The organism is Shinella yambaruensis (genome assembly GCF_050859155.1).
Taxonomy (GTDB): Bacteria; Pseudomonadota; Alphaproteobacteria; order Rhizobiales; family Rhizobiaceae; genus Shinella; species Shinella yambaruensis.
In genome coordinates this window covers 86161-106482 of the sequence record NZ_CP150638.1, presented here as the reverse complement: position 1 = coordinate 106482, position 20322 = coordinate 86161, and the positions used below count along the sequence as shown (strand labels likewise).

At 62.6% G+C, this 20322-nt stretch carries 21 protein-coding genes; 2 read left to right on the top strand and 19 right to left on the bottom strand.

Translation table 11 applies throughout. The features are described from left to right. Positions 1 to 186: 186 nt before the first annotated feature. From WMC41_RS00530 to WMC41_RS00440, 19 genes are all read right to left on the bottom strand, one after another. Positions 187 to 597 carry a hypothetical protein gene (locus WMC41_RS00530; RefSeq protein WP_432346622.1) on the bottom strand — a complete coding sequence of 137 codons (411 nt, stop codon included), beginning with the start codon at positions 595 to 597 and terminating at the stop codon, positions 187 to 189. An 11-nt stretch (positions 598 to 608) separates the two neighbouring features. Then, positions 609 to 4007, bottom strand: coding sequence for a hypothetical protein (locus WMC41_RS00525; protein ID WP_432346620.1), 3399 nt, complete (start codon positions 4005 to 4007; stop codon positions 609 to 611). 2 nt (positions 4008 to 4009) lie between these two features. Further along, a complete protein-coding gene (locus WMC41_RS00520) occupies positions 4010 to 5089 on the bottom strand; it encodes a hypothetical protein (protein WP_432346619.1) in 1080 nt (359 codons plus the stop codon). Positions 5090 to 5212: 123 nt separating this feature from the next. Beyond that, positions 5213 to 5542 carry a hypothetical protein gene (locus WMC41_RS00515; protein ID WP_432346617.1) on the bottom strand — a complete coding sequence of 110 codons (330 nt, stop codon included), beginning with the start codon at positions 5540 to 5542 and terminating at the stop codon, positions 5213 to 5215. Between the two features lie 41 nt (positions 5543 to 5583). Continuing rightward, on the bottom strand, positions 5584 to 5880 hold the full coding sequence (locus WMC41_RS00510; protein ID WP_432346615.1) for a hypothetical protein: 297 nt from the start codon (positions 5878 to 5880) through the stop codon (positions 5584 to 5586). Then, the gene (locus tag WMC41_RS00505) at positions 5867 to 6007 is read right to left on the bottom strand and encodes a hypothetical protein (protein ID WP_432346613.1); all 141 of its coding nucleotides are present in this window, start codon (positions 6005 to 6007) and stop codon (positions 5867 to 5869) included. The genes WMC41_RS00510 and WMC41_RS00505 overlap by 14 nt, the downstream gene beginning before the upstream one ends. Further along, the gene (locus tag WMC41_RS00500) at positions 6004 to 6291 is read right to left on the bottom strand and encodes a hypothetical protein (RefSeq protein WP_432346611.1); all 288 of its coding nucleotides are present in this window, start codon (positions 6289 to 6291) and stop codon (positions 6004 to 6006) included. The genes WMC41_RS00505 and WMC41_RS00500 overlap by 4 nt, the downstream gene beginning before the upstream one ends. A gap of 237 nt (positions 6292 to 6528) precedes the next feature. Beyond that, positions 6529 to 8136, bottom strand: a complete 1608-nt coding sequence (tnpC, locus tag WMC41_RS00495) for an IS66 family transposase (protein WP_432343401.1) — start codon at positions 8134 to 8136, stop codon at positions 6529 to 6531. Between the two features lie 41 nt (positions 8137 to 8177). Continuing rightward, positions 8178 to 8531: an IS66 family insertion sequence element accessory protein TnpB gene (gene tnpB / locus WMC41_RS00490; RefSeq protein ID WP_269832258.1), complete on the bottom strand. Its 354-nt coding sequence runs from the start codon at positions 8529 to 8531 to the stop codon at positions 8178 to 8180. Continuing rightward, positions 8515 to 8955 (bottom strand): IS66-like element accessory protein TnpA, encoded by a 441-nt coding sequence (gene tnpA, locus WMC41_RS00485; RefSeq protein ID WP_332909300.1) that lies wholly within the window; start codon positions 8953 to 8955, stop codon positions 8515 to 8517. The genes tnpB and tnpA overlap by 17 nt, the downstream gene beginning before the upstream one ends. Before the next feature lie 75 nt (positions 8956 to 9030). Continuing rightward, positions 9031 to 9966, bottom strand: coding sequence for an AAA family ATPase (locus tag WMC41_RS00480; protein ID WP_432346609.1), 936 nt, complete (start codon positions 9964 to 9966; stop codon positions 9031 to 9033). Continuing rightward, positions 9959 to 10837, bottom strand: a complete 879-nt coding sequence (locus WMC41_RS00475; RefSeq protein ID WP_432346607.1) for a DUF7146 domain-containing protein — start codon at positions 10835 to 10837, stop codon at positions 9959 to 9961. The genes WMC41_RS00480 and WMC41_RS00475 overlap by 8 nt, the downstream gene beginning before the upstream one ends. Next, on the bottom strand, positions 10834 to 11142 hold the full coding sequence (locus WMC41_RS00470) for a winged helix domain-containing protein (protein WP_432346605.1): 309 nt from the start codon (positions 11140 to 11142) through the stop codon (positions 10834 to 10836). Before WMC41_RS00470 ends, WMC41_RS00475 begins: the two co-directional genes overlap by 4 nt. Then, positions 11139 to 11357: a hypothetical protein gene (locus tag WMC41_RS00465; RefSeq protein WP_432346603.1), complete on the bottom strand. Its 219-nt coding sequence runs from the start codon at positions 11355 to 11357 to the stop codon at positions 11139 to 11141. Before WMC41_RS00465 ends, WMC41_RS00470 begins: the two co-directional genes overlap by 4 nt. Positions 11358 to 11367: 10 nt before the next feature. Further along, positions 11368 to 11580: a helix-turn-helix transcriptional regulator gene (locus WMC41_RS00460; RefSeq protein ID WP_432346601.1), complete on the bottom strand. Its 213-nt coding sequence runs from the start codon at positions 11578 to 11580 to the stop codon at positions 11368 to 11370. Positions 11581 to 11669: 89 nt separating this feature from the next. Continuing rightward, positions 11670 to 12515, bottom strand: coding sequence for a hypothetical protein (locus WMC41_RS00455; RefSeq protein WP_432346599.1), 846 nt, complete (start codon positions 12513 to 12515; stop codon positions 11670 to 11672). Positions 12516 to 12608: 93 nt separating this feature from the next. Further along, positions 12609 to 13802, bottom strand: coding sequence for a tyrosine-type recombinase/integrase (locus tag WMC41_RS00450; RefSeq protein ID WP_432346597.1), 1194 nt, complete (start codon positions 13800 to 13802; stop codon positions 12609 to 12611). A gap of 197 nt (positions 13803 to 13999) precedes the next feature. Continuing rightward, the gene (locus WMC41_RS00445) at positions 14000 to 15169 is read right to left on the bottom strand and encodes a DUF3095 domain-containing protein (protein ID WP_432346595.1); all 1170 of its coding nucleotides are present in this window, start codon (positions 15167 to 15169) and stop codon (positions 14000 to 14002) included. Positions 15170 to 15392: 223 nt separating this feature from the next. Further along, positions 15393 to 16511 (bottom strand): AI-2E family transporter, encoded by a 1119-nt coding sequence (locus tag WMC41_RS00440; protein WP_244767620.1) that lies wholly within the window; start codon positions 16509 to 16511, stop codon positions 15393 to 15395. 367 nt (positions 16512 to 16878) lie between these two features. Here WMC41_RS00440 and WMC41_RS00435 point away from each other — a divergent pair, with 367 nt between their 5' ends. Beyond that, positions 16879 to 18579: a long-chain fatty acid--CoA ligase gene (locus WMC41_RS00435; protein WP_288078408.1), complete on the top strand. Its 1701-nt coding sequence runs from the start codon at positions 16879 to 16881 to the stop codon at positions 18577 to 18579. Positions 18580 to 18694: 115 nt separating this feature from the next. Continuing rightward, entirely contained in the window at positions 18695 to 20320 is a 1626-nt protein-coding gene (gene pgi, locus WMC41_RS00430; RefSeq protein WP_432346593.1) for a glucose-6-phosphate isomerase, read from the top strand. Positions 20321 to 20322: the final 2 nt, after the last annotated feature.

Below are 20322 nucleotides of genomic sequence, written 5' to 3'. Positions count from 1 at the left end.
CCGAATATACCGAGAGGGACACGTCCGGCCGCGCTTCGCCTCGCGCGCGTAAGCTTCCGAAAACCCCGGAAACCGCCATAGGGCCTCGCTGAGAGGCGTTTGTGAATTTCCGTCCGGAACACCATTCGCACGGCAAATGCTCGTCCTGCCTTGTAGGCGAGTCAATGTGCGCCCCTCCGCCAACGCCTATCGATCATGAATCCGCTTGCCATGCTCTGCAATGTGCGCCAGCAGCGCCGTAAGCGGGTCTGCTGCCTCGACCGTCGTTCTTTGTTCGACTTCCTGCTTTTCGCGCCAGTCGTCGGCCCCCATGTTCTTCAGGCCGAACATGACGAGCGCCGCATTGCCGCCGCCCTCTACGGCCAATTCTCGCCCGCGCTTCTCCCACCAGGCTGCGCATTTGGCCTTGGCAATCCTTACACTGTCCGCAAAGTCGGAGTGGGCTTCCATCCATTCGTTGATCGTCGAACGCGCCACGCCGATTTCGGCGGCGAATGAAGTCAGGCTTGCGCCTTCGGCCATGTGCTCAATCACAAGGTCGCAATAGGCAGGCTGGAATTTGCTTGGTCGTGCCATGTTCTTCCTCGTCTCGATCATGGGTTCTGCTTTCATCTCACGCGGACTGGAACCGTGATTTCCAACGGCATCTTGTCGGCGCTTCCGCTGCGCTGCCCCTGCCACCGGGAAGCAGGCGTATTCGCGCTTTGACCAAGGGTGCCTTCAAGGATGTAGCGGATCGCCGCCGCCTTATCGGTCTCGGAGAGCTTCATGCCCTCCAGGCCAATGAGGTCTTTCATGACCTTGCCGGCCGCGCCCGAGCGATCCGAACGCAGGGCATCCATGACGCCGCTGATTTCATTGTCGCCCATGCCGCCGAAGGTGCTGAGACGCTGTGCGATCCACTGATGGGTTTGATTGCCGCCGCCGAGCCTTGCCGCCTTCTTCTGCCTGTCCCCTTCGCCCTGCATGGTGCCGGCGGTGGCAACCGGCATCCGACGATAAAGCTCCGCAAGACGGTCGATCGCGCCGCTATCCGTCCTGGTCGGTATCTTCTGAAGGAGAAGCTTTGCACGGGTCGGATTCAGCAGGGCATCGGCCAGAATATCGTCGACGCTCTGAAACCCTGCCTCGCGAAGGGCTGAAGCCATCTTGCCGCCCACCACCGACACGATGCTGCCGCCGGCAGCATATGCGCCGAGCAGCCGGGAAAGGATGGAGCTGGCAGCATCGCTTTTTGCCGCGGCATAGATGTCCTGCGCGGTGTTGCTGCCACCAGGGATGCGCAGCGCCGAAATCGAGCGGTTTGACCGGCGAATGTCGGCCGCTATGTTCTGGACGGTCTTGATTTCGTCATCACTGAAGCCGGCGGCGCGCAACGCACCTGCCTTTTCCTTGACGAATGTCTGAAACGCCTCACCCTTGATAAGAGACTGCCCGCCCGTACCGGCCTCGGCATTGCCGACGAACTTTCCGAGAATGTGGTCAACCACGGCGCGGCGAAGACCGGCCCGCGCTTCCGGATCGCCTCGCGTGGCAAGGTTCAGCTTCAACATCTCGGCACCGGCATCCTTGCGGGCAAAGACGCTCCCGATCTGCTTCACCACGGCGTCGGCGCTGTCAGCGTTCATCACCTTGCCGAGGCGGCTGCGCTGCGCAGCGTCCGTCATGAGGCGTTGCCGGCGAGCGGCTTCAGCTATCTGGGCATTCGACACTTTCGCCGCGGCCTTGCCAATTCGAGTGGCCGCCTCCGTCCTGTCTGCAAGACCGCGTGCGGAGTGCGCCAGCTCGTCCACCTGCTGGCGAAGAGCGGGAAGCTTGTCGAGCGCTTCGGCATGGGATCGGCGCCAGGTGTCCAGTTTGGATGGGTTCACCGAGCCGTCCGCATTGAACGCGGCTTGCCGGAGCCTCGAAACCGCATATTGCTGGATTTGCTGATCGGCGACTTCCTGTCCGACCGCACGGCGGTACTGATCGATGGCGCGGGCGCTCTCCGGCCGGCCAAAGAACACTTTGGCCGGGACAGACTCCGCGGCCATGTCATAGGGAGCCGTGTAGGCCGGGCGGCGGCGCATGGGACCGAGTGTCTTGTTGTCGAAGGTTTCGACACGCTCGCGGGTGGCCGTGCGGGCGGCGTCTAGTCGGTCTCGGGCGCCGGGGTCGAAGTTGGGGAGGAGGCCAGTTTCTTGTACTCCTGAATTTCCCTCAGAACCTCGAAATCCGAAACCGCCCGATACTTGGCCTCCAGATGTTGCAGGAACTCGGCCCGATCTGCCGGTGGCATCGGTTCCAAGACTTTCGCCAACGCTCTGCCCCATTGCCTGGGCTTGGGTGCGCTGCTCATACCAGCCTCTTTGATCCTGCAACATGCGGGCGAAAAGCGTTTCGGCCTCGTCCATTTCGCCCCGAGCCACGGCCTGCGCTTCCTGCTGGATCTTGCCCGCGACTGCGGATTCAATATCAGCATCGGTCGCCTTGCTCAACATGGACAAGCGGCGGTAAGCCGGCGTCTCCCCGAAGTTGCGGCGCTCGGCGCGCATCTCAGCCTTGATCCGGCTCTGGAGCGCGGTCAGCTCGGAAAACGGGATGGTGTCCCCGTACTGGCTCACGACGTCGAAGATGGCCCCCTCCTCACCGCTTGGCGGCTTGGCGGAGCGGGGAAGCTCAGCAATCAGGGTGGTGGCCTGCTGCCGGGTGTTCTGTGCGGGAAGAGCCAAGGAACCATCCGGGTCAACGGCTTCCCAAAGCGAGCGTTCGGCGGCCTTCGCAGCGGCGCGGGCCTCCTCAAGGGAGGAACGCATTGCATCGCCGCTGGCGCGGGCTCCAGCGCCTTCTCCCATGCGCTGGTTCAGAATGCCCATTTCCGTGGCAGCGTCATCGACCGATCGGCGGGCGCCTGCCACGACTTCATCGGCACCGGCCGTCGCCCGCGCCACAACATCATCATAGGCCGCCTGGGCACGCTCGCTGACGGCCTGGACGATCTGACGGGCGGCATCGGCCACCTTTTCGGGTGAGCCGTCACGCTGTACGCCTTCAAGGGCGGCAAGCCGGGCGGAATTCTGATCAACGCGGCGCTGCTGAAACGCCTCGGGCCGTTTCGTCTGAATGCCGCGTTCAAGCCCGCCGACGCCCATGTCTCCCGTTGCCTGGAACGTCGTCGGCTGAGAACCGGATACCAGATCCTGTGCAGGCTCTTCCAACGACCGGCGGAAGGTGGATAGGTCAGTTGCGCTATCGGCGAGCTGCCGAGCTGCAAGGCGTTCCCGGCCGGCCTGGTAGAGTGGTGCAGCAGCGTCCCGTGCCATGCGGAAACCACTCTGGAGCATTGCCGGGACGCCAGCGGCGAGTGCGCCGACGCCGCCGCCCATGATGCCGCCGCCCATCCCGGCCAGGGCATCGTACCTATCCGGCGTGGCCTCCATGGCCGCCGTCGCGCCGGCACCGGACGCACCACCGACAATCGCGTCACCGGCCAGACGCCCCACGCTGTTCCCCGAGCCGAGCATGCGGGTTGCTGTATCGAGGGCTCGCCCGGTCAGGGCACCGGTACGGGCACCAGCACCGACGATACCGGCAGGCGTGACGGTATATCCGACGCCTTCGCCGACACCTCGGGCTATCCGCTCTTCCGGTGTGAGCGCCTGAATGTCCTTCGGCTCGGGAACGCCAACGGCCCCGAACATGCTCGAAATGGATTCGCTGCCGCCGAAACTGTCGGTCGGGATGGTGTCCATTTCTGAGCCGGTGACGTAGTTCGCTCCCTCGATACCCTTGTTGATCAGCCAGCGGGAGAAATCGACCGGCGCGCCGAGGGTATTGTAAATCGACTGATTGAGGCCGGCCGTCACGTTAAGAGCCATCCCATCGCCCTCTGGTGCCGGCTCCTGCGCGGCAGCCTGCTCCCGGCGCAGGCGGCCGACCTCGTGGGCAAGCTCGGTGGCCGCTTCCGTGTCGCCGGCTGCATCAGCATTGATGAGGGCGGTTTCAAGCTGCTGGAGCGTTGCCATGGTCAACCCCCGTATTTGCGCACAAGGTCGTCGATCCTGCCGGAGCGCTGGCGGGGCGATTGGAAACCACCACGACCACGGGACGCCTCCGCTGCGGTTGCCTCAAGCTCCCTCACCAGACGATCGAGTTTATTTGCAGCCGAGGCGGCTGTATCTCTGCTGGTGGGCAGATATCGAGAGGCATATTGCTTCGCCTCGGTTTCGTTCATCCCGGCACCGGTCATCAGGCGCATGAGAGCGTCAACCCCAGACTGGAGATCCTGGTAAGTCTGCCCGCGGTCGCCATATCCACCCTCGGCAATAGCCTGGTCCAACCATCCGGTCACTTCGCCGTTCGTGATTTTCTGACGGAGCGACGGAGCCTGCTCAATGAAAGTCTTGGCCATACCGATGCGAGCCGAAAGCTCGCCGGGCATCTCCTCGGCGGGGCCGCCAGGAATGGGCTCGACGCCCAGGCTCGGATTGGCTGGATCTTTCAGCCGATAGCCACCCGGCACCTTGAAGCCTGCATTATCGCCGCTGCCGCCGCCGGAGCGCTTCAACTGAATGTAGTCGGTGAAGCCACCCTCGTAACCGTTCTCCTTCGCGTACTGGTATTCCTGCGCGAGAGCGGGCCGGCTTTCGGCCTTTTGCGCATTGCCCATGGGTGTGAACGTCTGGTTCGTCTCATCGACAAACCCGTACGCGCCGTTCGGAAGCGTGACGAACTTGCGGCTCGGTTTCTGGGCCTTAAGGCTCTCACGCCGCTCCTTGTAAGCCATCTCGAAAGCGCTGGCCGGGGTCAGGAGGCCCGCATTCACGGCCTTGACGAGATCCGGGTTGTCTCTGCCCAAAATTTCGAGCGTCTTGTTCCGCTGGCGCTGGTCCTTGCGGTGCTGCGCCAGACCGAGAGCCGCATTGCCAAGCTGTTCCTGCATGGTCTTGCCGGTCAGAAGACCAGTGCTGATCGAAAGCAAAAGATCTGGGTCCAAGCGATCGAAGAATCCGCCCTGTGCCTGCTGGGGTGCAGACGCTGTCATCTGGTTGCCGCCGGCACCACCCGTTCCCGTGCCGCGAAAGAGATCAAGAAAAGTGCCTGCCATGGTCGAAACCCCTTTTGGATTTCAGAAAATATAACGTTATTTCAATACCTTATCAATTGGACACCGTTGGACATAGTTAGACACCGTTGGACATGGTTGGACATTTGGCGGAACTTTTTTTGATCAATCGAGGTCGGCGAGCGTACGATAGAAGCCGATGAGCCGATGTCCGCGGTCGCCGGCCTTCAGTCGCTCCAGCGCCGGCCAGTCGCCGTGAATGACCATATCGAGTGCGATCCGGGAAACCTGAAGCGGGGAATTCTTTCGAACCTGACGCGCAATTCCGAACTGCTCGCACCATCGCCGGATTGTCTTGGTCGACTTTCCGGCATGTGCTGATGCCTCGGCAATCGTCATCACCTCGTCCGGCAGGATGTGGAGCCTGACTGCCGACGCATCGACAAGCGCGATGACGTTGCCCTCCCCGGGCTCGATCAGATTGGCGGCGTTCATGGTACTATCCTTCTGGAGCGCATGATGCATTTTGCCGCCCTCTATTGCCGCCCACCGACCGGATCGAGCGTGCAATCGACGACGGGAACGCCATATTCCCGGCCAAGGTTCTCTGCCCCTCGGCGGATGTCAGCAAGCTCGCCGCTGAAAATGACGCCGACGCTCTCGCGGCTGCCGCTGTCATCCACCAGCTCTATGGTCGTGCACGGCAACGGCGCGTACACCATCACCAACTCGTGCTTGCCGCGGCTATCTTCCCTGAAGATGCCACTGAGGGTGCCGCACACGATTTCGAGACGAACCCATTTCGGGCTATCCACAACATCAGATGAACTCATGGTGCTTTTCCTTCGCGTTGCGCCTGGCGGTGGAGCTGCGCAGCTTCCAGGCGGTTAGCCCATAGGCGGGGAGAATGAAGACCAGCAGTGTGGTGATGCAGGAAAGGAGATAACTGCCGAACGTCATGGCACATCTCCTGCCCTCGATATGGGCGCCTGCCGAGCGAGAGCGATGGCCTGGCAGGCCTGGAGGCCGGTGAGACCAAAGCGCTCCTTCAGGGCGGGGATGACGTGCGGGATCGGCTCGGGCCGAGAGGCCAGCCATGCGGCGGCATCGGCTATGGCCTCGCAAGAGAGGTCTGATTTGTGATTGGTGGTCGTGTTACCCTGAGGGTCGATCACAACGCTCACAACATCACAAACTTGGGATACCCCTTTGTTTTCAGCGGACATGTGATTGATTTCCTTCATGTCAGGCCTCGTTTGTGACTTTGTGATTGTTGTGATCGGCCCCCGCCTTTGTGATCAGGTCATCACGTTTGTGGTGCACATACCGGCCGCGGGACACCTTCACGACCTCGCCGGATTTCCCCATGCTCACGAGAAGCTGACGGACGTTCTGGTTCGGCATTCGGGTGTAAGCGCGCATTTCCCTGCGCGTTGACTTGGCCGCTATGAGGGTGATCGGCTTTTGCCGATGGGCCTTGATCAGTCAGGTGCGGTTTTTGCGAAGTTGAATGGCAGGAGGTCGTTGATGTCGGCGCCGTCTGGACGCTGCGGCATTTCGGTGAAGACGTGTCGCAACCAGGCGAATGGCTCGACGCCACAGGCGCGACAGGTCAGCATAAGGCTGTAGATGACGGCGCTTGCCTTGGCCCCATCGACGGTGTCACAGAAGAGCCAGGATTTTCTTCCGGTTGCAAAAACTCTTATGTCGCGTTCCAATAAATTGTTGTCGATCGGCATCCTGCCGTCTTCGGTGTAGCGGGTCAGATATTCCCACTGGTTTCGCGTATAGGAGATCGCATCGCCGAGCTTGGTGTCGGGCACGACCTTGGGAACCATCCTGTCGAGCCACTCCTTCAGGGCATCCAGGACCGGAACGCTGTGTTTCTGGCGCAAGCGTCGGATGCAATCGGCCCGCGTTTCGCCATCATCGGGCTTTTCGTCCCGCACCTGCCTTTCAATCCGGTAGAGCTGGTCGAAGAACTTCAATGCCTGCGCGGGCCGCCCGCTTTGTTTCTTCCCGGCCTTAAAGGCGTTGACGAAGCGTCGCCTGGCGTGCGCCATGCATCCGACATGCGTTGCGCCCTTCAGGGTGCGCCAGGCCTGATAGCCGTCGCTCATCAGGATGCCGCGATAGTCACCAAGGAAAGTCTGCGGATGCACCTGCCCACGACCGGGCTGATATTCGAGCAGCACAACCGGCTCGAGGCTGTCCTGCCCGCTGCGATAGGCCCAGATGTAGGACTCGTCCGTTGCTTTCCTGCCCTTTTCCTTCAGCACCTGCACCGTGGTCTCGTCACCATGGATGACGCTCTGCGACAAGAGCCGCTGTTTCAGTGCATCGTAGATGCGAACGAGGTGCTTTTCGCTCGAACCGATCACCCAATGGCCGAGGGCGCCACGGCTGACAGGAACGCCAGCACGCTCGAAGGCCTGCGCCAGGCGATAGAGAGGTGTCCCGTCGACATATTTGTGAACCAGCGCGAAGGCCAGCGTCGAGGCCGTGGCAATACTGCCCGGCAAGGGCTGTGCAGGCATCGGCGCGATGATGACAGGCGTGCTGATCCCGGTGCGCTCGCAGTTGCGGCAAGCATACTTCGCCCGGGCATTCTGCAACACGGTCGCCTTCACCTCGATATGCAGCTGCTCGGTGACGAGTTCGCCCATGCGATGCAACGGATGGCGGCAGCACGGACAGGTCTTCTGATCGTCGGCAAGGTCATATTCAACGCGTTGGCGGGGCAAGTTTGCCGGAAGAGGTTTACGCCCGCGCTTGACGCCTTCGGGCTTTTCCACCTCTGGCAATCCCGTGTCGGGAAGCTCAGTGGCGTCTGTCTCGTCACAATCGGCCAAGCCCTCATCCGCATCGGCCTCCAGAGCGGCGTTCTCGGCTTCATTGAAGACGCGATCCATATGCTTTTCGCTGCGCGGCGCAAAACGATGAAGTTGTGCAAGCGCCAGTTCTTCCTCGAGCTTGAAGACACGCTGTGCAAGAGCATCCCTTTCAGCCCGCAGCGCGGCGTTCTCCGCAGCATTCGCCGCCAGAAGCGCCATCAGTTCCGCAACATCAGGAGTGCCGGCTCGTGTCATCGTAGCTTTGAATCTGAGCCGCCCCGCTCCGTCAACAGCCTTCAGCCGACAAACTCATACTGCCGGACAGGATGGCGCACCATCGCGTCAAGATCGATGCCGTCAAGCAACCAGCGCAACTGTTCGGTATCGAGCGTCACGACCGGCGCCTCGCGGCGGGGCCAGCGAAACCGGTCTTCGGACAAGGCTTTCAAAACGAGCACAAACCCTGACCGCTCGAAGAACAGGAGCTTCATCCGGGTGCGCCGACGGTTGCAAAAGACGAACACAGCACGCTCGAACGGGCTCAAGCCCATCGACTGCTCGACTACGATCGCCAAGCTGTTGATCCCCGCACGAAAGTCGATCGGGTCCCGGTGAAGATAGACGCGAAGATCGTCAGCCAGCCGGAACATTGCAACGCCCCAGAACTTCGATCATCGCGGACAAGGCCTTCTCATCCGCATCTTCAAGCTCAAGCCGCACACCGTTCGGCAGAGACGCCGTCAGTCGCATTCCTGCCGATGATGGACGAGCCGGCATGTCGGGCTGCCGCGCAATCGGCGACGCTGAAACCACCGGAACAAAAGCCGATGTTTCCTCCCCCGCAACAACCGTCAAAGCACCCTCTGCCTGCCGATCTCGGCGAAGCTTCACCCAATTGCGTAACTGATTGGCGTTGACGCCGTGCGCCAGTGCCAGGCGGGCGACTGATACCCCGGGCTTCATTGCAGCGTCGATCAGCCGGTCTTTCTCGATGGGATCGAACCGTCGCTTCCCGTTGGAAAGAACCTTCACAGCCCGAAGGGGCCCCGATCCAGTCAAGATATCCAATGCCATTATGTCCACAGTCTCCGTTGTGGACACAGAATCCTTCATTCGATTTTCAATGAACAGGTGCCCCGAATTGTGCGCTTACATTCGGGTCGCATCCGCAATGTCTGTCGGGGACAGCGGCTCGTCTGCTTCTTCCAGTGCGGCAAGGATGGAGCCGCGCTCGCTGGTGCGCCGAACATCGCCGGCATCGCCCTTCACGGTCCACAGACCCGACGAGAAGGAGAGGGCGGACTCTTTCTCCTCAACGTCTCGGCCGCCAACATAGAGCGTGATGCCGTTGCTATCGCGGTCAAGGACAAGGGTGGTATCGGCGCAGGCTGAGAGGCCGTTGGAGCCGCTGAGCGCTTCCAGCGGATCGTCCGCGCCACCCTTCTTGGTGTGGTGCAGTGCCAACACAGCAATCCCGTGCTTGGTCGCCCACTGCTGGAGCGGCGCGAATGTCGAGTAGTCGTTTTCGTAGCTGTTGCGGTTCGCATTGCCAGCGGGCTTGATGCGCTGAAGAACGTCGATGACAACGAGACGCGGCTGGCGGACACTCTGCCGCCAATCCTCAAGGGCGCCGATGAAACCCTTGTCGAGCTGCGGCGCTTCCGTCACCCATTCCAACCGGGAAAGGTCGGGGCGGTCGCGCAGATGGCCGTGGATCGTTTCTATCCTGCGCTGGATGCGTCGAGGGCCATTCTCCATGTCGATATAGAGAACGTCGCCCTGCTCGACAGAGACGCTGCCCATGGCAATGCCGCCGGTCGCGACGGCCAGGGCGAAGTCGATAGCCAGCCAGGTCTTTCCGAGCTTCTGGCGGCCGGCCAGGACGGAGAGGCCTTCCGCGAGATAGCCAGGCACCGTCCAGCGGATCGGATCGAAGACCGTCGCCATGATGACGTTTGTATTCGTCCGCACAAAGCGCGGGGGAGGCTTGCCCCTCGATGCCTGCGGCTTGTTGGGATCGAAGTGCACGACGGACAGACCTTCTTGTTGGGGGAAACCTGCGGGGCTGACTTCTGGGTTAAGCATGGCGCACTCTCCCGATATCGTTGAGGTCTGCGCCGGGTTCCTTTGCCGAAAGGACGATTGTCTCGATCCGGGCTGCAGCCATCCGAGCAACCGCATCCCCGGCGCAACGGTGGCCGGCCGGGTCGTTGTCCTGTGCGATCCACAAGGCCGACAGGCCCGGGATGACCGGGAAGGAGCCGATGCCACCAGCGTTCAAGCACGCCCATACCGGCATATTCCCCAAGTCGGGGAGCCGGCGAATGGACAGAGTGCTTTCGATACCCTCGCCAATGCCGAGTGCACCGCACTCGATATCGAAGAGCCGAACCGCGCCGCCACCAGTCGGACCGAGAGCAAGGCGGCCGTTCGATCCGAGATCCGAGAGCTTGCGCCCGTCGCGGTCGATCGCTGTCCGGTGAATGGCTTGCGGCTGACCGTCGATGATGTTGCGAACCAGGGCAATCAGAGCGCCGACACGTCGACCTTCACCGAAGGGGCAGGAGGGATGCCAGCGGAGCGCCGGGCCGGTGTAGGGAACGCCTCGGGAGGCCAGATAGATTTCTGCTGGCGTTCCGGTCAGGGGGCGAGCTTCAGACCAGAGGGCGAGAGCGCGGGGCGTCCGATCGGCACTGTCTCCCGCCCCGCCGTGGGGCGCGTCGGCTCGGTCGCGCGCCGGTTTCATGAACACGCCGCCCTGGCCGACGATGGAACGTACATAGTCCTTGCAGGACTGCCAGTCGTCGCCGGCAAAGCTGTGCACGATGAAATCTTCGCCAGAGAGAGTGACGGACAGGCTTCGGTCTTTCGAGGAGTGGCCGGGACCGGGGCAAAGCACCCGATCCCTTCCAGCCACCTCGCCACCAAGCATCTTTGCGAGGTGAGCCGCGTTCATGCCGCCACCGCCTTCCGGCTGTCCGAAATGATCTGGACCTTAGACAGGAGGCGGAACCGCCCATGTCTTCCCGGGAACGGGCCGGCATGGGCTTCATACTCGGTGTCGATATCGAAGCCGACCCCCCGAAGCTTGTAGATGTAATGCGAAATCCTTGGGGCCGGCCGCTCGATCGATGTCAGGCCGCGGGATCCGGCCTGTATCAACTGATCGAGCATCCAGGCCTGCCGGCCGACGACGGTCACCGGCAGGCTTTCGGAGCCGTCCGGAAGGGTGATGACTGCGCGAAGAGAAAATTTGCTCATGCTGCCGTACCTCCAAGGCCGGAGAGCTGGCAGACGGTCAGGGCGTGAAAATACGACACGCCGAAACGACGCATGACGGAGTGAGCCGCCAGCATTTCAGATTGAGATTTGTTGGGATTTTCGGTAAGGTCCAGATTGTCGATGCTGCTGCGAAACGCTTTGACATCCTGGACCCGGTTGGCGCCTGCCCGCGCCGCCGGGTTTGTCGTTTTCATGGTCGCCCCCTTACGCCGCGCGCTGTTGCTTCGCGGCTTCGAGAGCTGCGACAATTTCAGACTGGGGAAAGCGGGTGATGCTGCCGATGCGGATGGGCTTGGGGAGCGTTCCGTCCTTGACCCGGCGCCAGATGGTCCCGCGGTGCACCTGGAAGATATCGGCTACTTCCTGATCGGTGAGCAGGCGCTCAACCGAAGCGGATTGCGACGAAGTAATGTCCATTTGTGTTGCCTTTCTGTGATGTGCTTACGGAAGCAACATTGGGCAACACAAATTTCGCCGTCTATTTCCGCGGCTTACGCGGAATTCATCTATATCTCGCGGAAATTCGCGGAGGCCAAATAGCCGCGAAATTCTTCCAGCTCCTGTGGGCGCTTTGCTCTCATGGCGGCGTTTGTTTGCGGGCCAGGCGTATTTGAGAAGTCTTCGGCAAAGGTATCGCTGATGATGGCTCTGATCATATCCCTCGACGCATTCAAGCTGATGTCAGCAAAATGATCTCGGACAAGTTTTCCTGCCTCATCCTTCGTAAGCATTCGATAGTTCTTGTCGTTGGAAAATCGAATACACTTTTCTATCGCCGCAGTGATAGCTGCGCGCGAAGCGGTCTTTCGATGAGACGAGGGCTTCGGACTAATTTCAACAGGTATTGTCTTGGCGAGTGCTTCGCCCGATAGGAAGTTTTTTAGGCTTTCCGTTAGTATCCATATTCTGTGTGTACCGATTGGTTTGAAGGCAAGCGGTTCATGCAGGCTCATTTCACAGAACATGAACCGTGCGAAGGGGTTCTCAATGTTCCAGACGTGTGGCTTGCGGTTATGGCTCTCCAAGCGATAGTCTAGGTCACCCTCAGGCACTTGGCGCAGAAATTCCCCGCCCGCCTTCTCTGTCAAAGCAAATTCGACTTTTTCTTCGAGAATGGCATCGCAGACGATCCGCATCGCAGCCTGAAAGCGACCAAGCGCCTCTCCCTTGTCTCGTTGAGGGAACTCCAGAGCATCGCCCGGATCGTCGTCCCGCCACCCTTTAACCCGCTCCGCGGCAATCAATAACATGGCCTCGGGCAGGGCGGTGAAGGAACCCGCCTGCTTTCGCCAGGGTCGGTCGCGCCAGAACTTCACTGCCTCGCGGATTGTCGGATAACCAATTGTATTCATCGCCTGCACCTTAAGCGGCACCGTGTCACCGCAGGGAAACCAGGCGGTGCATCCTGGCTTGTCGGCTGGCCGGCCTATCCCTACGGGTTCCTGCTATCCGTTCTCCACCAGCCGAAGCAGCTTGCCGCCCTTGCCGGTGACATGGCTCGTCCAGCGCTCCAGAAGCTTCCGGCGCTGCTCAATGAAATCCGTTCGGCGATAGGCCCGCTCGACCCTTCCGCCGACCGTATGGCCCAACATCGTCTCCGCCACATCAAAGGGCGTGTCTGTCGTCTCCGCGATCCAGTCGCGCAGGCTCGATCGGAAGCCATGCGGGCGGGCATCCATCTTTCGGCGCTCCATGAGCCTCGACATGGTGGCATCGCTGATCACGCCCCTTTTGACGCTCGGGAACAGGTAGCCGTCACGGGAATAGGCCCTGGCCTGGTCGATGATGGCTAGCGCCTCAGGAACGAGCGGCACGCGGAAATCCGGCGTCTTGTCCTTGCGGCCCTTCTGTGCCTCCCCCGGTATCGTCCAAACGTTGCCATCGATCTGGCTTTCGTAAAGGTGGCGAAGCGGCCCGGAGCGGACGCCTGTGAGGATCAGGAGCCGCAAAGCGAGGTGGGTAATCGTAGGCTCGGAGATCGATGCATAGAAGGCCGGCACGTCGATCCACGGCAGCGCCGGGATGTTCTCCGCCTTGTGGCGCTGCTGCCCGAGGAGCGCCCTCGCCTTGTCCGTCGCCTGCAGGTCAACCTCAAGCCCGAGTGCCGCAGCGTGACGCATGACGATAGCGAGCCGGTTCAGCGCTTTTCGTGCTGTCTCAGCCTTTGCGTGCCAGATCGGCGATATCACGTCCCGAATGCTTGTCTGATCGATTTCAGCGACAGGGGTCTTTCCGAGCTTGGGAAGGATATGCAGCTCAAGGGGGCTGAACCACCGGCCGGCCTTGCCGTCGCCTTTCAGTTCGGCCTTCCGGCTTTCATAGGCGTCCTCGGCGACCTCGCGCAGGAGGTGGAGGCGCTTTTCAGCTTCCCGCCGCTCACGCTCACGCTCTTTGATCGGATCGAGCCCCTTGGCCGCGATGCCCCGCCACCGGTCGGCGGCCTCGCGCGCGTCCTTCAGCGACACGTCATTTGTGGATCCGAGACCCATCTCCCGCCGCCGGCCATAGATCGTGAAGCGGAATACCCACTTGCCGCCACTGTCTGCCTTATGCAGCCAAAGGCCACCACCATCTGAGTATTTGCCTGGAGCAGAATTCTTCACCGCGAGAGCGGACAGCTTGTTGAGCGAGCGCGCCAAACCGGTCCCCCTTTCGGTCCACCTTGGCCGTGATGACGTGATGCAACACGATGCTACTCAAAATATGAGAATGAAACAAGAACCTATCGAGAGAGTCAGGCAGTTTGCGACACGTTGTTAGAACGTGTTTTCCTATGCTACGGCGCTTCAATGCCCGTAAGCGGCACCACTCACTTCCAAACCCGTAAAATGCCTGTTCACGGCGCGGTCGGCGCGTCGGATATCTGTTTTTTCAGGCGGGTGGCGGCCATGGCGTAGCCGCCGGCGGCGCCGTCGATGAAATGCATATGGTCGCGCCGGAGCGCCGTCGGCACGATACAGGTCATCAGTGCCGAATCCTGCCGGTGCAGGCCGAAATGGCAGATGCCGGCGCCTGCGGCCTGCTCCAGCCGGGCCTCGATCTGCCGAAACCGTGCCGGGTCGATGTCGATGGTCATCTTCAAGCCATCGTCGAACTTGCGGAAATCCGCGTTCCGGGCCACATCCCGGCGGTACGCCTTGGGGTCGAAGCGGCCGAGCGTCAGGCCGAGGCGGTAAAGGCCGGCGGTCAGGAAATGCTGCCCGAGGATGACGAACCAGTGCCGGATGCGCCCTCCCTTCGGGGCCGCCTTCGTTTCCACCGACAAACCGGCGCCGGACAGGCCGATCTTCGGGCCCTCCGGCGCGATCGGATGGCCCTCCCGCTCCTCGCCGCCGGCCAATGCGACGATCTCCAGGACCAGGGCTTCGAAGGCCTGCGCGTTGCCCTGTCCGGCGGGAAGCGCGATGATCGAGACGATGTCGCCGTGGCGGGAGCGGATCGGGTTCCATCGACAGGAGAGGCCGGTAAGGTCCGGATAGGCCTCCGGCGGTGCCGGCGGCACGGCAAAGCGCCCCTCCTTCATGCGCGCTTCGGCCCAGCTCGACCCGCCGCCGGCAAACATCGCGTAGGAAACGTCCGGGGTGACCTGAAACCGTGCGACGCGCACTTCGCGCCCGGCGGCGATGATCTCGGCGACGGGAACGAGCGCGACGCGCAGCGTCAGCCCGAGTTCCTTGCCGACCCAGTTCTGCACCGCCGAAAGGGCACTGCGCGCCCTTTCGGCACCGGAAGGCGGCACGGCGACGATGGCGCCGTCGCCGCCGAAGACGAAGGGAAGATCGTTGTTGCCGAGCGCATTCAGGACCGCCGAGATGACGCTGGCGCCCGCCATGTTGACCGCCTTGTAGCGGCCGGCCTCGATCGCGCCGGAGGAATCGACGATATCCGCCGTCGCCAGCGCCCAGTCGGGGGGCAGCGCATGATAGTTGTGACTGTCCGCAACGCCGGCGAAATCGACGAAGACAGGAAGCGCGCTGAAGAATGTTTCGCTGGAAAGCTCGTTCATGCCGCAAGGCTACCATATTGGCGCAGAGCAGACGACGGTGGTTCGGCCAGGAGCGGAGAACCGCCTGTCGCCGGCAACGTGCCTGGACACAGGCGTCTGGGCGAAGCACACCGGCCTTCGACCGCGCGAGGCAGGAAGGCCCGCCGGAACCGGCGGGCTTGTGGTCTGCATGCGGATTCCTCCGTCGTGCGGCCGGCGCATGCGCTGAGGGCTTCCAGCCCGGTCAGCCGACCTTGTGCTCCGGATCGAGCCTCGAGCCGGTGTCGGACGGCGGCTCGAGGATGATCGGCGACGGCGGTTCGGTGGCATCCACCTCACGGATCCATTCGCGCCAGATGGCGACGAGGAGGGCCATGAGGACGGGGCCGATGAAGAGGCCGAGGAACCCCATGGTCTTCACGCCGCCGATGAGGCCGAAAAAGGTGGGCAGGAACGGCAGCTTGATCGGACCGCCGACGAGGCGGGGCCGCAGCGTCTTGTCGACGATGAAGAGCTCGACCGATCCCCAGACGAAGAGGGCGAGGCCCGCGACGGGCGAACCGCTGGAGACGAGATAGATGGAGACGAGCGTGAAGGAAAGCGGCGCGCCGCCGGGGAAGAGCGCCATGATGCCGGTCAGGACGCCGAGCGTGACGGCCGACGGCACGCCGGCGATCCAGTAGGCGATGCCGAGCACGATGCCTTCGCCGATGGCGATCAGCGTCATGCCGGTGACGGTGGAGCTGATCGTCGCCGGCACGATGCGCGAGATGCGCTCCCAGCGCATCGGCAGGATGCGCTCGCCCAGCCGATCCACCTGGCCGGCGAAGGACTGGCCGTCGCGGTAGATGAAGAAGAGGGCGATCAGCATGAACAGCATGGCGAGCAGCAGGCCGAAGGCCTTGCCGCCGGCCGCCAGCGCAACCCGGTAGATATTGCCGATATTGGCGCCGCTGACGATCTGCGTCAGCTCGCCGATGGCCCCCGGGTGATCGAGGAAGCGCGTCCATTGCATGTCGAGCCAGCCGCCGATCACCGGCAGCGCGCCGATCCAGTCCGGCGTCGGCGCGCCGGTGCGGTTCGTCTCGACGGCCCAGCCGATCCAGTCGCGGATCTCGTGGAAGGCATAGGTCGAGGCGATCATGATCGGCCCGACGATGAAGGCGAGGATCAGAAGGATGGCGATGGAGGCGGCGAGCGTGCGATTGCCGTTCACCTGGGCGAGCAGGCGCGAATAGAGCGGCCAGCTGGCAAAGGCGATGACAAGCGCGGCAAGCACCGGCACGACGAAGCCGTGGAAGAAGTAGATGCCGGCGAACACGATGAGGACGAGGAGCCAGCGCGCCGCCGAGATGGGCGATATGAGCGCGACGCTGCTCGGGCGCGCCGCGCCGAGAAACCGGGGCTCACTTCTGCGATGTTCCGAATGCAGCAAACTCGTCCACTCCCTTGGGGCCGGGCTCCGGCCGACTGTCTAGATAAGGTGTATCCCAAGAATGTTAAACATATACGTGGTTTTTTTGGCGGGGCGCGCCGAGAGGTCGCAGACGGGCGCGATCGCCCGTTCACGAAAGATGGAACGGCGGGCCGCAGGTGGATTGTTGACGTTTACGTCAATGTAAGTTACCGATGGCCCTTGATGACGCTTGTCAAAAGCTTCATCCTGTGTGCATCGGATGGTTGGAGGACCCTTCGGTGCCGGCGGGACCGCGCGCAAGAGGAGGAACATCATGTCGGCCACGATCCAGGACACTTCCCAGCAACCGACCGGCCGTTTCTGGCTTGCCTCCTACCCGGAAGGCATGGCGGAGGCGATCGCCCCGCTCGAACATGCCTCGATCGGCGCCCTCGTCGAGAGCTGCTGCGCGCGCTATGCCGATCGCCCGGCCTTCACCAGCATGGGCAAGACGCTGACATTCCGCGATTTCGAGGCGGCCTCGGCCCGGATCGGCGCCTGGCTGCAGGCAAGGGGCCTCGAAAAGGGCGACCGTGTCGCCGTCATGATGCCGAACATCCTGCAGAACCCGGTGATCATCTTCGGCATCCTGCGCGCCGGGTTCGTCGTGGTGAACGTCAACCCGCTCTACACGCCGCGCGAGCTCGAACACCAGCTGAAGGATGCCGGCGCCAAGGCACTGTTCGTGCTGGAGAATTTCGCGAGCACCGTGGCGCAGGTCGTCTCACGCACGGCCGTCAGGCATGTCGTCGTCGCCACGATGGGCGACATGCTCGGGCTCAAGGGCCTCATCGTCAACCTCGTCGTGCGCAAGGTGAAGAAGCTCGTGCCGGCCTGGTCGCTGCCGGGCCATGTGCCGTTCACCCAGGTGACGGCGGAAGGCGCGCGCGGCACGCTGAAACCCGTCGACATCGCGCCGGACGACACCGCCTTCCTGCAATATACCGGCGGCACGACAGGCGTTTCGAAGGGCGCGACGCTGACCCATGCCAACCTGCTCTCCAACATGGAGCAGATCAAGCTGTGGATCGAGCCGACCTTCCATATCAAGAAGCGGCCGGACCAGCTCGTCTTCATCTGCGCGCTGCCGCTCTACCATATCTTCGCCTTGACGGTGAACGGGCTGATGGGCATCGCGCTCGGCGGTCACAATGTGCTGATCGCCAATCCGCGCGACATCCCGGCCTTCGTCAAGGAGCTGGCGAAATACCGGGTGCATATCTTCCCCGGGCTCAACACGCTGTTCAACGCGCTGATGAACAATCCGGACTTCGCCAAGCTGGACCTTTCCGGCCTCGTGCTGACGCTCGGCGGCGGCATGGCGGTGCAGCGGCCGGTCGCCGAGCGCTGGCAGAAGATGACGGGCTGCGCCATCACCGAGGGCTACGGCCTTTCGGAAACCTCGCCGGTGGCGACCGCCAACCGCTTCGACAAGCCGGAATTCACCGGCACGATCGGCCTGCCGCTGCCCTCGACGGACATCGAGATCCGCGATGACGACGGCAGGACGCTGGCGCTCGGCGAGGTGGGCGAGATCTGCATCCGCGGCCCGCAGGTCATGGCCGGCTACTGGCAGCGGCCGGACGAGACGGCCAAGGCGATGACCCCGGACGGCTTCTTCCGCTCCGGCGACATCGGCTTCATGACGCCGGAGGGCCTTATCAAGATCGTCGACCGCAAGAAGGATATGATCCTCGTCTCCGGCTTCAACGTCTTCCCGAACGAGATCGAGGAAGTGGCGATGTCGCATCCCGGCATTCTCGAATGCGCGGCGATCGGCGTGCCGGACGAGCATTCCGGCGAGGCGGTGAAACTCTTCGTGGTGCGCAAGGACCCCGCGCTGACCGAAGCGGACGTGAAGGCCCATTGCGCGGCCAACCTGACCAACTACAAGCGGCCGAAATTCGTCGAGTTCCGCAACGAGCTGCCGAAATCCAATGTCGGCAAGATATTGCGCAAGGATCTCCGGGGCTGACGTGCGCCCCGGTTAAACCGATTTAATTTTTTCGCCAAGTGGCATTTGCGGTCTTGATTTGCTCCTGCCAAAGCGACTAGCTAGCCGGCATCGTCCCAAGCCAAGGAAGACGCCGATGAACGCGCTTGTCGAAAAGCTGAAATCCATCGTTCGCGATACCAACGCCACAGACATAAGGGCTGCCTTCGCGGCCGATCCGCAGCGGTTCTCCCGCTACAACGCCACGCTCGGCGACCTCCTCTTCGATTATTCCAAGTGTGCGGTCAACGATGCGGTGCTCGACGGGCTGGAAGCACTCGCCCGGCACGCGGACGTTGAGGGCAAGCGCGACGCGATGTTCTCCGGCGCCATCATCAACATCACGGAGGAGCGCGCGGTGCTGCACACGGCGCTGCGCAACCGCGCCAACACGCCGGTGCTCGTCGAGGGCAAGGACGTCATGCCGGACGTCAACGCCGTGCTCGACGCCATGGGCGCCTTTGCCGACGGCATCCGCTCCGGCGCGCTGAAAGGCGCGACGGGCAAGAAGATAACCGACGTCGTCAACATCGGCATCGGCGGCTCGGATCTCGGCCCCGTCATGGCGACGCTGGCGCTCGCCCCCTATCATGACGGTCCCCGCCTGCATTTCGTCTCGAACATCGACGGCGCGCATATCGCCGACACGCTGAAACTTCTTTCGGCCGAAACCACGCTCTTCATCGTCGCGTCGAAGACCTTCACGACGATCGAGACGATGACGAATGCCGCGACGGCGCGCAGGTTCATCGCCGATGCACTCGGCGAGGCGGCGGTCGGCAGCCATTTCTGTGCGGTCTCCACGGCGCTCGACAAGGTCTCCGCCTTCGGCATCGAGGGAAACCGCGTCTTCGGCTTCTGGGACTGGGTCGGCGGGCGCTACTCGATCTGGTCGGCTATCGGCCTGCCGCTGATGATCGCCATCGGCAAGGAGAACTTTGCCGCATTCCTCGCCGGCGGCCACGCGATCGACACGCATTTCCGCGAAGCGCCGATCCGGGAAAACATCCCGATGCTGCTCGGCCTCATCGGCTATTATCACCGCAACGTGCTGGGTTATCCCTCGCGCGCCATCCTGCCCTACGACCAGCGCCTGTCGCGCTTCCCGGCCTATCTCCAGCAGCTCGACATGGAATCGAACGGCAAGTCCGTGACGATGGATTCGACGCCGGTGGAGGGCCAGACCGGCCCGGTCGTCTGGGGCGAGCCCGGCACCAACGGGCAGCACGCCTTCTACCAGCTCATCCACCAGGGCACGGCGATCATCCCGGCGGAATTCATGATCGCGGCGAACGGTCACGAGAAGGACCTGCGCCACCAGCATCAGCTCCTGATCGCCAATTGCCTGGCGCAGTCCGAAGCGCTGATGAAGGGCCGCACGCTGGCCGAGGCCAAGGCGCAGCTCACCTCGAAGGGCATGGACGAGGCGAAGGCGGACAGGATCGCCCCGCACCGCGTCTTCTCCGGCAACCGCCCGTCGATCACCATGGTCTATGACAGCCTGACGCCCTTCGCGCTCGGCCGATTGATCGCCCTTTACGAACATCGTGTCTTCGTCGAGGGCGCGCTCTTCAACATCAACTCCTTCGACCAATGGGGCGTGGAGCTCGGCAAGGAGCTGGCGACGGGCCTGCTGCCGGTCGTGGAGGGCAAGGAAAGCGCCGAGGGGCACGATTCCTCGACAGCCGGCCTCGTGGCCGCGCTGCTGAAGGCGGCGACGTAGTC